Here is a 13351-nt window from a genome sequence, read left to right as displayed (position 1 = left end):
TATCAGCCAATAAATTATGTAAGAAAAGAGCATTACTTACTAAATTAGTGGTGAATTCTTAGTAATTTGTGTAAAAATCCGGCTTTTGGGATTTTTACGAAAGCAACAAACTTTGCGAAAACAGCCTTGAATAAACCATGGAGGTTCACATGAAAAAAATTGTAACATTACTATTATTTATATTACTTTGGCAAGCACCACAGCAAGCACATGGTGAGGAAACCATTATTAATTTTCCAGATCCAGCCTTTGAAAAAATGGTACGTGTCTTCATCGATAAGCCATCTGGGCCAATCTACAAAAGGGACGTTGAAACTCTAACATACCTAACTGACTACTATACTAATCCTGGAAAAATCACTAACTTTGAAGGTATTCAGTATTTTACTTCATTAGAGGAACTACAGCTTGGCTATCATGAGCTTAGCGACATTAGCAGCCTTAAGCATGCAACAGAGTTAAAAAAACTAACCATTAAAACAAAATCAACAAATTTTACAAGCTTAAATGGAATTGAAGAATTAAAACAGCTTCAAGAATTGTCTGTTGTAGCTCCAAAGCTTCGCGCACTAACTGACTTTCGTTCATTGACGATGCTAAAGTCACTCGCTGTTATTGCTCCTGTTGAGGACATTACTGGCTTAGGTACGTCATTAGAAATCTTGGAAATCGCAGGTCACAAAATCACAGATTTCACGCCATTAAGCAAGCTTGGCAACCTTAAGGAGCTAAATCTTTTTAACGGAAGTGGAGCAAAGCTTGATCTTACTCCGGTAGGGGAATTAAAAAAGTTAACTACACTGAGGATTAGTGGTAATAACGTAACCAACTTAAAGGTACTTTCACAACTATCTAACCTACAAACTTTGGAACTTAAAGATAGCCAGCTTACTGACATTACAGGTCTAAGCGGCGTTAAAAGTATTCAATCTCTATACTTATCGAAAAATAACATTTCAAACCTAAGCCCTTTAAGTACTCTGCAAAAATTAGATGTAGTAGATTTAGAAAATAACCAGATTAAAAATCTCAACCCTCTAAGAAATTTACCGGAACTTTCGGTACTATTTCTAAAGCATAACCAAGTAACAGAACTAGAAGCCCTTAAACACCTCCCTAACTTACAGGTAGTCTCGCTAACAGACAACCCTCTTAAGAGTCGTGAAGCGATGGATGTGATTCGATTCCTGGAAGGTAAAAATGTTCGAGTTGGCTACGATTTATTTCGACCGAGCACGAATATTTCATTATTCGTAAATCAAAAAGAAGTATACGTAAATTGGAATAAGCTTGTTTTGAGTGATGCTCCTTATCTAAAAAATCAACGGACGCTTGTCCCACTTCGTTTTATTAGTGAAACACTTGGTGCAACTGTTCATTGGGATCCCGAGTCAAAAACCGTGACAATTCACTATGGTGGAAAGAAAATTGAGTTACAAGAGGGCAGTAGGACAGTTCGATTGAATGGGAAGGCAACGACCATTGACGTAGCTCCCGAGATCAAAAACGGTAGAACATTTGTCCCGCTACGGTTCATATCAGAAAACCTTGGAGCGCGTGTTGATTATTGGCCTAGTAATCAACAGATAACAATTACCCATTAAAAACACCACGCTAGAGATCATTCTAGCGTGGTGTTTTCTAGTAAACTACTATTTTGACTCTAAAATGTAATATTTATTCCTATCGTCAGTTTGTTATTTATTAGGTATAATTAGTCATAAAGTCTTAGTCTTAGATTCTATTAATATTTTTAGTAGAGTTCGAATATACATGATAAAAAGGGTTGAAAAGAGGTGACAGTCAGCTTGAATTCGAAAAAAATAATGGTCATATCCTTACTCTCAATGATGTTAAGTTTCCTAATGATTTCAGATACAAGTGCAATGGGGCTTACAACCTTTAAGAAGGAACCGACAGTTTTTTTTGATGGTGATAAAGAAGTATTAATTGAGAATGCGCTTGTCGATAGAGACCATCAGCATATTTATATTCCTTTCGATCACCTCTTACTTAGTAACACATCAAAGGCTGATATTTTCCGAATTTCATCCATAAGGTGGGAACCGATTTTTCAGGAAGAGTTATTTACCTTTGATGAGGAAATTTATTCAAAGGCTGCCGTAGTTATTGAAGACGCTTCCAAAAATATCATGTTTGGCAAAAATGTAGATGAACACCTTTTTCCAGCGAGTACCACGAAAATCATGACAGCACTAATTGCCCTTGAACGAGGCAATCTCGATGATTTAGTCAGGGTTGGGGTGGAAGCGGAAGAAGTACCTTGGGATAGTTCGAAGGCTCACATTAAGCCTGGAGATATATTAACATTAGAGCAGCTGTTGTATGGGATGATGATCCCTTCAGGAAATGACGCGGCTGCTGCGATTGCCGTGCATATTGCCGGTTCAGTTGAAGCTTTCGTCTCATTAATGAACGAAAAAGCGAAAGAGCTAGGTGCCATTAATACAAATTTTAAAAATCCGCATGGCTACCACGACAAAGAACAATACACAACCGCAATTGACCTGGCGACGATTGCTCAGGAAGCGTGGGAGTATGATTTTTTTCAAAAATTAGTTGGTGCAGAAAGATACGAAGCGTATTTTACAGACATTGAGGGTACTGAGATCAAACGAACATGGAGAGCAACTAACCAACAGCTAATACCGCGATCACCTTTCTATTCAGAAGTTGTTAGCGGTGGAAAAACAGGCTACACGAGCGCATCTAGACATACTCTTGTCAGCTTTGCCAAACACCTTGGTCATGACTATATTACTGTAATCTTGCGTGGGGAAAGAGATGGGCGTTATCTAGACACTGTACAATTGATGAGCCGCGCTAAAGAAATTAGGCAAGATTACTATGATAAAAATAAACTAACGGCACTAAAAAAACAGCAACTAATCACCTTAAACGGCCATCAGGTAAAGGTGAGTAGCTTCGAATATCAAAACAAGACCTATGTAGCAGTTGATGAAATCGTCCACTATATGAATGCGAGTAAGTATCAAATTTTCCAAAAACAAATGGCAAATGTTCTATTAGAGAGAGCGTTTCTTCCAAATAAAGCTTTTTTTAAGAATAATAAAAGATTAAGTGGTCCATTTTATTCACCATTGCTAGAATTTTATGTTACGACTGAAAAAGAAGGTTTTTCTTTAATCGGAAGAAGTAACCCCCGTGGGCGATAGTGCCATGGGAGTTATTTCCATTCTTCGCAAGTTGTTACTATGCTAAAATAAAGGTATTCATACTAAATTAGGTGGTATCATGAAAAAGTATCTTACAATCATAGGGCTGCTTGCATTTGTCATCGTTGTCTATTATTCTCAACAACCAAAAACATACAAAGAAATGACAAAGGATGGCATACAATTTTCAATTGAGATTAATCAAGAGAGTTATGATCTTGACGATAAACTCGTGGTGATTTCAAGAATTGAAAATATTTCTAAACAAACAAAGCTATTAACTGCTCACACTGACTGTGAAGTCGGTCCGAAGATCGATGTGTCTAGAGAGCTTCAATATTACTATTATATTAATGACCTGCTACAGTGCTCTGCTAATTATATTGAGTATACGTTAGAACCAGGGGAGATCATCGAGAGGGAGCTTCGACTAAAAGCAAGGAAGTATCTAGCTGATCCTGCATTGTATACGTTTGAGGAGCGTCCTAGTGTAAATGCGATTTTTGATAATCGACATATGCTTAGTTTGCCTATTGCAATTAATATAGAAAAAAGAAATGAGTATCGTTTTAGTTCCGATAAAATAGATGAGTTAATTGAAGGAAATGAGACTCTCGTTCATTGGTTAACAGAAAAACAATTGAACTACCGCGAAGTAGCTCCTCGTGACGATTATTTTGCAACATACTACACATTTGGGGCTGACTATTTAGTACTAAACCATTTTTTATATGAGGATTATCAATATCTTGTTTACCTAATAGATCCAGATGAGCGTCAAATACTTGAAGCACTCCATATTAATTCAGATAAAATAGAAGTTATTTTTCAAAAAGGTCCATCACAACAGCTTCGCAATGAATTAAAAGACAATCTAGAAAAAACTTATACGGTTGTTTTTGAACTTTATGAAGGTGAGGAGTTGATTTATGAGGTGGAAGTCTTGGGAAGTTTTGCAGACAACGATCTTATGTATGTTCAGACCGACGGCGCGACATTCTTAAAAATGCTAGACGATCAACGTTTTAAGCGGATTTACAGATACTATCTTGATCATTATCGAGATGAGTTATATTAAGAAAAAAACGACTAGGGAAACCAATCCCTAGTCGTTTCGTTTTAGTTCGTGACTTCTAAATGCTCACGTAATGTTGTAGAAATTTCTTTTACTGATTCCGGAATTAATTCGTAATAATAAATCCCTTTAATTGAAGCATTCTTTCCTTCAATCGTTAGTCGCTCAATATTTCGTAAGCCAGAGCTATACGAGTGAAGGCTTAAAATATTTCCGAAGCTTAAGTTTGTTGCTAAGTTATTTTCGATGCTTTTCATCACATCGTCGAATTTATTAATGGATGATAGAGATGATCCCTTTTTAATAATTCCTTCTAACACCTGTTGTTGTCTTTCGCCACGACCAATGTCTCCGCGCGGATCTTTCTTACGCATACGAGAGTAAGCTAAAGCTTCTTCGCCATCTAAAAGCTGTAAGCCTTCTTTAATGGAAATAGCTCCTTGAACGTCGTTACTATCCATTTCTGTAAACGCAAATGGTACTTCAACTTCAATTCCGCCTAAGGCATCAATGATTTCCATAAAAGCATCAAAGTTCAGTTTTACAAAATAATCAACTGGAAGGTCAAGTAAGTTTTCAACCGTCGCAATAGTCATATCAACACCACCAAAAGCATGAGCATGATTGATCTTATCCATACGATCACGGCCAATGAGTTCAACTCTAGCATCACGTGGAACACTGACCATCTTCACCGAATTTTCTTTTTTGTTAAACGTAGCTAGCAGTAAAGCATCTGTACGGCCTTTCAAGCCACCGTCACGATCGTCTAGCCCAAGGAAAAGAACGGATATATTATCTTTGCTTGGGTTAACAGGAACAAGTCGTTTCTCAGAACGATCACCGCGCTCAAGACTCGTTTGAGCACTAGTCGTAACGTCTGCTGCTTTCATTACAAAGTAACCGAAAGCTCCACCAATTAAAACCATTAATGTGACAAGGATTAACCCTGTCGTTTTTAAAAATTTATATGTTCCACTTTTTCTGCGTTTTTCTTTTTTCTTCTCACTTCTAGTAAGAGCCATGATGTATACACTCCTTTTTCTCTAAGAAACTACCATATCATAATTAGACGAGATTTGTAGAATGAAAGTTTCATTTTGACATCTAACCTATTTTATATTGTGGGAACCGATGTGTAAATGTAAATTTTTTGAATGGTTGAAAAGAAGTGGAGGACGTGGGGGACGAATGATTTTGTGTGACCACTAGGTATAACTAAGGGGCTGCGTCCTACAAGTCGTCATGAGGACACCTTGGTGGCCGCGAAATTTTAAAAAGGGCATTTTTCCGGAAAATAACGGAATGTATGTCCTCTTAATGTATAACTAGGAGCAAGAGGTTAAGACAAAGCGACGGGCATCAGCTTCTAGACTCAGTATCAAAAGAGTAGTCCACAAAAAAACGTACACACTAATCCCCAATGTGTACGGTTCGACCTAAACATCCTGCTCCAAATACTCCTGATCGCCTAACACAATCTCAGCTTGACCATTTGTCAAATCAGTAATCCAACTACGGAAAGCATCTTCTTCGCCACTAGTTACATAGGTGACAATCTCCACATTATCTAAGTAATTAATCTCCTTAATGAGATAACGTGAATCCCGCAACTCATTTTCCAATTTCCCGAGCCAAGTGTAATCAACCTTCGTATGAAAAATTTGCATGAGCTTCCGTTCAACTATTCCAGTGGCGTTTAACCCTTCGCTTGTGGAGCTGCCATACGCGCGAATTAACCCGCCAGCACCTAATTTTATCCCACCGAAATATCGAGTCACGACAACAACTGTATCCTTTAAGCCGCGCTTCTTTAACACCTCAAGTATTGGCACACCAGCAGTTCCGCTAGGCTCGCCATCATCATTGGCCTTTTGAATAAGATCGTTTTCACCAATCATATAAGCCGAACAATTGTGATTAGCATCCCAATGTTTTTTCTTAATTTTCTCTATGAACGCTTGGGCATCAGCTTCGGTTGTCACCCGATCCACGTAGGTAATAAATCTAGATTTTTGAATGACAATCTCATGTTCGCCATACCCTTTAACTGTAAAATATGATGAAAGCAACAAAAACACCTCTTTGGATGGTACCTGGCACCATAAAAGGACAATTCCACCACCAGAGGACACCACGTCCGCGTGAGGTGTACTACTAGCGAAATATGTCCACGAAGGGTGCCAGGCACCAAATGATAGTACATGTATTTTAACATTTGTTGTTGGAAAAATGCTATTTTCTCAACATCTACGTAGCTGTTATATGATAGAATAGGAATTATAGAATTTAGCTTAGAACGGCTAAAACAAAGGCTTACAAGCATATTTTACCAGCGACAAATTTACCGTTAATACTTTTGTATTTTGATTAACTATGTTTAGCTAGTGATAAGTAGTAAACATTACCTATATAAATATTAGGTACATAGTTTCTATTTTCTAGTGAGATAGTTCTGTACATTTAAAGTGAGGGACTAATATGGCGAATAAAACACAACTAGATGATATTTTGAAGAAGATGCTCGAAACTGTTAGTTCTAGTAAAGAGCAGGTTTTTGATATAACTGAGCAATCAAGAGGTGAATTTTCACAATTACAACTGGAATTGGCTCAAGTGCAAATGAAAGTAGCGTCTGTTATTGAAAATACGGACCGGACAGAGATCCATGCTCGTTTTGCTCGCAACCGCTTAGCCGAGGTTAGTAAGAACTTTGTGAAGTTTACCGATGAAGAGGTTCGAAATGCCTATGAGCAAGCTAATGACTTCCAAGTCAAACTGGCATTATTGCGGCAGGAAGAAAAGCAGCTTCGTGAACGACGTGATTCGATCGAGCGTAGGCTTGTTGCTATTCAAGAAACCATTCAGAAAGCTGAAAAGCTTGTTGGGCAAATCTCCGTTGTCATTAATTACTTAACTAGTGACCTTCAAGAAGTCACGACTATCTTAGAAGATGCAAAAGAGCTTCAAGAGTTTGGCTTAAAAATCATTGAAGCACAAGAAGAAGAGCGAAAACGCGTGTCGCGAGAAATTCATGATGGCCCCGCACAAATGATGGCAAATGTCTTGTTACGTTCAGAGTTAGTCGAACGCATCTACCGTGAAAAAGGTATTGATGATGCACTTAAGGAAATTCGTGATTTACGGGGAATGGTCAAGAATTCACTATCGGAAGTAAGACGTATTATTTATGATTTGCGACCAATGGCTTTAGATGATCTCGGCTTAATCCCAACATTAGCAAAATATCTAAAAAACTTTCAAGAACACACAGGTATGGCAGTTAGTTTTAAAACCATAGGAAAAGAAGAGCGTTTACCTGCTGCACTGGAAATAGCGATCTTCCGTTTTGTCCAAGAGGCAGTACAAAATGCTCACAAGCATGCAAAACCTAAACAGGTTCAAGTCAAAATGGAAATAAAGGCTACGAAAGTAATTGTCATTATTAAAGATGATGGAAAAGGCTTTGATCAATCCGAGAAAAAAGAAGGTGCTTTTGGATTATTGGGGATGAAAGAGCGTGTCAATATGCTGAAAGGTGAAATGACCATCGACTCAAAGATAAACAGAGGTACGTTGATTATACTAGCTGTTCCAATTCATACATAACACGAGGAGGTAATTAGAATGTACGATACTCAAGAAAAGATTATCAAAATAGTAATTATTGATGACCATCAGCTTTTTCGTGAAGGAGTAAAACGTATCCTGGCGATGGAAAATAATTTTGAAATTGTCGCAGAGGGTGACGACGGTTCAAAAGCAATTGACCTTGTTGAACAATTTCATCCTGATGTTATATTAATGGATATCAATATGCCGAAGGTGAACGGGGTAGAGGCAACACGTCGACTTATTGAATTGTACCCAGACATCAAAGTGCTGATATTATCAATTCACGATGACGAGTCATACGTGACACATGTATTAAAAACAGGAGCTTCCGGTTACTTATTAAAAGAAATGGATGCTGATTCATTAATTGAAGCAGTGAGAGTTGTTGCTGACGGCGGAGCTTACATCCATCCAAAGGTGACTCATAACTTAATTAACGAATATCGCCGATTAGCGTGCGAGCCGGCAAATGATGTGGAAATTGGTTTTCGAGAAGTAGAATACCGTCGTCCATTACATATTTTAACAAGACGCGAATGTGAAGTCTTGCAATTAATGACCGATGGAAAAAGCAATCGCTCGATCGGTGAAATTTTATTTATTAGTGAAAAAACAGTTAAGAACCATGTAAGTAATATCTTACAAAAAATGAACGTAAACGACCGTACGCAAGCCGTTGTAGAAGCGATTAAGAACGGTTGGGTAATGGTGAGATAGATTGTCGGATCATGCCTGTTTTTGTAAGGCGTAAATGATGGACAGTCTACTAGGTTATTGGTACTATATAATTGATTGAATACATCAAATTAAGCTTGTACAACTCTGTACAAGCTTTTCTTAAAAATATTTGAAGATAAAGTGAGGAAGACAATGACGAAGATAGCAGTTGTAACAGATAGTACGGCCTACATACCTAAGCAACAAAGGGACGAACTAGGAATTACGATGGTGCCATTGAATGTTATATTTGGAAATGAGTCATACAAAGAAGAAGTAGAAATCACCACAGCTGATTTCTATGAAATGATTAAACGAATTGAAAATCTACCAACAACATCTCAGCCACCAATCGGCGAGTTTGCTGCGGAGTTTGAAAGACTAGCAAGTGAAGGCTATACAGAAATCATTTCTATCCATCTTTCTAGCAAAATTAGTGGGACCTATCAATCTGCTGTCGCAGCTGCAAGCATGGTTGAAGGAATTAAAGTTACTGCGTTTGACTCTGAAATTAGCTGTATGCCACAAGGATTTTATGTCCTAGAGGCAGTAAAACTTGCCAACGAAGGTAAGGCGTCAGAAGAAATCATTGCACGCCTAAATGAAATGAAAACGAAAGTTAAAGCCTACTTTATGGCAGATGACTTAAGCCACCTTCATCGTGGCGGTCGCTTAAGCGGTGCGCAAGCATTTATCGGTAGTCTTCTCCAAATTAAGCCTGTCCTTCACTTTGTCGAAGGGAAAATTGTCCCGTTTGAAAAAGTCCGTACGTCGAAAAAAGCACTTAACCGTATTTTTGGTCTTCTTGATGAAGATGCAAAAACAGGTGAACCAATTCAGATTGTTGTGATTCATGGGAACTGTGAAGAGGAAGCTGAAAAAATTCAGGCCCAACTACAGTCAGAATATCCTCATGCAAACATCATGATTAGCTACTTTGGTCCGGTGATTGGTACCCACCTAGGTGAAGGTAGCATTGGGATTGGCTGGTACCTTAAGTAGAATTATCAATTATGAATTATGAATTATGAATTGTGAAAAAATGCAGAATGCAAGATGTAGAATGTAGAATGTAGAATGCAGAGTGTAGAATGCAGAGTGTAGAATGCAAAATGCAAAATGTAGAATGTAGAGTGTAGAATGTGAAACCTGGATTGTAGAATTCGGGTTTTATATTCTACACAATTTTATATGAGGTGATTTTATTGAGATTTACAATGAACGATCACTTTCTTGAACCTGACCCGCAGTGCGGGACCGCTATAAGTTGTCTCCCTGATTTTCAAAAACCACCACTTAATCCAAACTATCAATTCTCAAAACCTCTGCAACAGACTCTCACCGGACGAAAGCTTCTCCTTCAAGAAATTCCTTTTCCGATCGAAATCATCCATGAACATTATCAAAATGGTTATCTCACCTACCATAAAGGAATTACCAATACTACCTGTACCCGCTGCGGCAATTCACAAAACCATTTATTTGCTTCTCACGAATGTTCCAGATGTAATCGAACCTGCACATACTGTCGTCACTGTATCACCATGGGCAAGGTTTCGGAGTGTTCACCTTTAGTTACCTGGGTTGGTCCTCCCATCCACTACGATAAGAGAGAACGGGCTCTTCACTGGGAAGGAACCCTCTCAGAAGGTCAGAAACATGCTTCCAACAAAATCGTCGGCGCGGTAGGTTTACCGAAAAAACTCCTAATCTGGGCAGTCTGTGGTGCAGGGAAAACCGAGATCCTCTTTGAAGGCATTAACAAAGCCATTGAACTTGGACAAACTGTCTTAATCGCCACGCCAAGAAGTGATGTTGTTCATGAGTTAACACCGCGGATTAAAGCCGTTTTCCCGAAAATATCTGTTCTCTCCTTATATGGAGGAAGTGAAGACCGTGGCAAAGAAGGTCAGCTAGTCATTGCGACCACACACCAACTTCTCCGTTACTATCACCACTTTGATTTTGTCGTCATCGATGAAGTCGACGCCTTCCCATTTTCCTTTGATCCGATGTTAAAATATGCTGCCAACAACGCAGCCAAGCCAGAGGGAACAACGATCCTACTTACCGCGACCCCGGATAAAAAGCTTCAAAAAGCAAAATACATCGACATCGTCAAAATCCCAAAACGTTTCCACGGCTTTCCATTGCCCGTTCCAACAATCCAATGGTCAGGCAACTGGCGCAAGCTTCTTAAAAAACAACAAATCCTAAAAGTAGTCCTTCACTGGCTAAAGCAACGAGGAAGCCAGCAAACCTTTCTGTTCGTCCCATCTGTCGCTGTCCTCAACCAGCTTGTCCCACTCCTCCAAAAGCAATTTTCATCATTAGAAGGCGTTCACTCCGAAGATCCAAACCGCCGCGAAAAGGTCCAAAAGTTCCGGGCAAAAGAAATTCAAATTTTAGTAACAACAACCATTCTCGAGCGAGGGGTGACCGTCCTGAACGTAGCTGTCGCAGTCTATGGTGCTGACGATGACGTCTTTACCGAGAGTGCTCTTGTCCAAATCTCCGGTCGAGTCGGTCGCAGTACCGAATTCCCAACAGGCGACATTGTCTTTTTCCATTACGGCAAAACAGAAGCGATGTTAGATGCCATCGACCATATTGAAAAAATGAATAAACTAGGAGGCTTTTAAGATGCACTGCCTATGGTGTCACAGTTCCTTTGTGCCAAAAACGAATTGGCAATATCTATTTGGGATCACAACAAAAACCTATCTTTGCCCCCAGTGCAGCAAAAGGCTAGAAGAAATCCAAGGTCCACTCTGCGATAAATGTGGACGACCATTTAACCACCTAGAACCCCAGTATCGACAAGAGAACCTCTGCACCGACTGCGTTCGTTGGGGAGATGGTCCATTAACAAAAAATCGCTCACTGTACGTCTACAATGATTTTTTACAAGAAGTCATCTCCAAGTGGAAATTCCGTGGTGATGCAGAGTTATCGAAACTATTCACTCCGCAGCTCAAAAAGCTCATCAAACAACTTGAGCCGTTTGACTTCATCGTACCCATTCCATTAAGCTATGAAAGAAGCTACGAACGAGGCTTTAACCAAGCTAAGTTACTTACCGAGGGACTACAGTATCCTATCGTAGAGGCTTTAGTGAAACCAATTAACTCAACCAAACAAAGCAAGAAAACCCGAAGTGAACGACTCGAGCAAAAAGAACTTTTTCATATCAGTTCCGTAGACGTAACAAACAAAACAATTCTTCTGGTCGACGATATTTACACTACCGGAGCTACCCTCTACTCAGCCGCTAAGATTTTAAAAGAACATGGTGCGAAAAAAGTGTTTTCAGTTACGGTAGCTAGAGGGTAACGCTAAATGAAATCATCTTTCCTGCCGATATACTAAATGAGAGTAGTAATAGAGGGGGAAATACGATGGCAGACATTCTAAATTGTCCACGCTGTAATAAAATTTTTGTGAAAAATTTACGCGATGTATGTACCGATTGTTATAAAAAAGAAGAAGAGGACTATCAGACAGTCCATCAATTTGTTCGAAAAAAAGATAACAGAATGGCTTCGATTATTGAAGTAGAAGAAGCTACAGGTGTTGATAAATTATATATTTATAAATTTATCCGCCAGGGACGTATTCACTTAGCAAGCTTTCCAAATCTTGCATACCCGTGTGAGTCTTGTGGAAAGATGATAAGAGAAGGGCGTATTTGTAGTAGTTGTAAAGAGAATATCACAACAGGTGTAGCCAGGTCTGAGCGTGAAAAGGATTTCCAAGCTCGAAAACGTGCTGATGAAAACAAGAAATTTACAACGTATCATTCATTAAAAGATAGATTAAAATAACCGTTAGCTTTGCTAGCGGTCCTTTTAACTTTTTTTACCTATAAAAGGATTTCCACTAAACAATTAAAGAAATAGTGACGATATTAAGAATATGATACTACCTAAACGAGGTGAGAACATGAAAATCAATCCTTACTCACAAATTCAAAATGTGTACAGAAAACAAGTCGGTAAACAACAACCGAAAGCTGATGTCTCTCAAAAACGAGACCAATTACAAATCTCTAATGAAGCAAAAATAATGCAGCAGGAAACGCGCATTTCTACAGAACGTAAAGAACGTATTGAAGCTCTAAAAGCTCAAGTGAATGCTGGTGAATACAAAGTAAATGCTGAAGACGTTGCCAGAAAGTTCTATGATTATTGGAACGAAAGATAAGACGGAGGTGAAAAAGGTGTCTGCCCAAGGAATAGTAACAGCAATGGAAAAGCTCGTGCAAGTTCATGAAATTCTCGACAAGCTTGCAGGTGAAAAAACAGAAGCAATTAAAAAGGGAGACATCTCTCACTTACAGTCGTTATTGCAAAAAGAAGTAGTCCAAGTCAAACTCTTGCAGCAGCTTGAACAAGAGCGAGTAAGGCATGTCCGCTCGTATCAACGGGAAAAGGGATTTGTAACAGAAAACGGAACGTTAACTGAGCTTCTCTCTTATGTAACAGCTGAAGAAAAACATCTCTTAGCCACCTTACAACAAAGACTTCTCGACGTAATAAAAAGTTTAAAAGAAAAGAATGATCTTAATCAAAAGCTCATTCATGATTCGTTACGTTTTGTGAACTTATCCCTTGATATGATCAAACCACAGGCAGAAACAGGGAATTATGGCCGCCCTAATAAAGAGGATGATGAACCAGAAGGTCGCTCACTCTTTGATTCAAAAGCATAAGATACAACTTACATCGGTGGAGAAAGAAACGGAGGA

General features: G+C 38.9%; 13 protein-coding genes. 11 read left to right on the top strand and 2 right to left on the bottom strand.

Annotation, left to right across the window (positions count from 1 at the left end):
• Positions 1 to 149 precede the first annotated feature (149 nt).
• The 3 genes from DS745_RS07815 (at position 150) to DS745_RS07805 (ending at position 4275) form a co-directional block, all read left to right on the top strand.
• Complete coding sequence (locus DS745_RS07815) at positions 150 to 1604, top strand: stalk domain-containing protein (protein WP_161568209.1); 1455 nt, start codon at positions 150 to 152, stop codon at positions 1602 to 1604.
• A gap of 204 nt (positions 1605 to 1808) precedes the next feature.
• Positions 1809 to 3197: a D-alanyl-D-alanine carboxypeptidase family protein gene (locus tag DS745_RS07810; protein WP_129077705.1), complete on the top strand. Its 1389-nt coding sequence runs from the start codon at positions 1809 to 1811 to the stop codon at positions 3195 to 3197.
• A 79-nt stretch (positions 3198 to 3276) separates the two neighbouring features.
• Entirely contained in the window at positions 3277 to 4275 is a 999-nt protein-coding gene (locus tag DS745_RS07805) for a hypothetical protein (RefSeq protein WP_129077704.1), read from the top strand.
• Between the two features lie 41 nt (positions 4276 to 4316).
• On the opposite strand, the gene DS745_RS07800 is transcribed toward DS745_RS07805, so the two are convergent.
• The gene (locus DS745_RS07800; protein ID WP_129077703.1) at positions 4317 to 5297 is read right to left on the bottom strand and encodes an LCP family glycopolymer transferase; all 981 of its coding nucleotides are present in this window, start codon (positions 5295 to 5297) and stop codon (positions 4317 to 4319) included.
• Between the two features lie 414 nt (positions 5298 to 5711).
• Positions 5712 to 6344: a YigZ family protein gene (locus DS745_RS07795; RefSeq protein WP_129077702.1), complete on the bottom strand. Its 633-nt coding sequence runs from the start codon at positions 6342 to 6344 to the stop codon at positions 5712 to 5714.
• A gap of 409 nt (positions 6345 to 6753) precedes the next feature.
• Between DS745_RS07795 and DS745_RS07790 the strand changes: the two genes are divergently transcribed.
• From DS745_RS07790 to DS745_RS07755, 8 genes are all read left to right on the top strand, one after another.
• Positions 6754 to 7881, top strand: a complete 1128-nt coding sequence (locus DS745_RS07790; protein ID WP_129077701.1) for a sensor histidine kinase — start codon at positions 6754 to 6756, stop codon at positions 7879 to 7881.
• Between the two features lie 18 nt (positions 7882 to 7899).
• Positions 7900 to 8604 carry a response regulator gene (locus tag DS745_RS07785; RefSeq protein ID WP_129077700.1) on the top strand — a complete coding sequence of 235 codons (705 nt, stop codon included), beginning with the start codon at positions 7900 to 7902 and terminating at the stop codon, positions 8602 to 8604.
• A 153-nt stretch (positions 8605 to 8757) separates the two neighbouring features.
• Positions 8758 to 9606 (top strand): DegV family protein, encoded by an 849-nt coding sequence (locus tag DS745_RS07780; RefSeq protein WP_129077699.1) that lies wholly within the window; start codon positions 8758 to 8760, stop codon positions 9604 to 9606.
• A 215-nt stretch (positions 9607 to 9821) separates the two neighbouring features.
• Positions 9822 to 11246, top strand: coding sequence for an ATP-dependent helicase ComFA (locus DS745_RS07775; RefSeq protein ID WP_129077698.1), 1425 nt, complete (start codon positions 9822 to 9824; stop codon positions 11244 to 11246).
• A 1-nt stretch (position 11247) separates the two neighbouring features.
• Positions 11248 to 11937: a ComF family protein gene (locus DS745_RS07770; protein WP_129077697.1), complete on the top strand. Its 690-nt coding sequence runs from the start codon at positions 11248 to 11250 to the stop codon at positions 11935 to 11937.
• 65 nt (positions 11938 to 12002) lie between these two features.
• Entirely contained in the window at positions 12003 to 12428 is a 426-nt protein-coding gene (locus DS745_RS07765; RefSeq protein ID WP_129077696.1) for a TIGR03826 family flagellar region protein, read from the top strand.
• Between the two features lie 118 nt (positions 12429 to 12546).
• Positions 12547 to 12807, top strand: coding sequence for a flagellar biosynthesis anti-sigma factor FlgM (gene flgM, locus DS745_RS07760; RefSeq protein WP_129077695.1), 261 nt, complete (start codon positions 12547 to 12549; stop codon positions 12805 to 12807).
• Positions 12758 to 13315 (top strand): flagellar protein FlgN, encoded by a 558-nt coding sequence (locus DS745_RS07755; protein ID WP_129077694.1) that lies wholly within the window; start codon positions 12758 to 12760, stop codon positions 13313 to 13315. The genes flgM and DS745_RS07755 overlap by 50 nt, the downstream gene beginning before the upstream one ends.
• Positions 13316 to 13351 lie beyond the last annotated feature (36 nt).

Source organism: Anaerobacillus alkaliphilus (assembly GCF_004116265.1).
Lineage (GTDB): Bacteria > Bacillota > Bacilli > Bacillales > Anaerobacillaceae > Anaerobacillus > Anaerobacillus alkaliphilus.
Note: the sequence above shows the minus strand (reverse complement) of the source record. Positions and strands in the feature narration are given on the sequence as shown.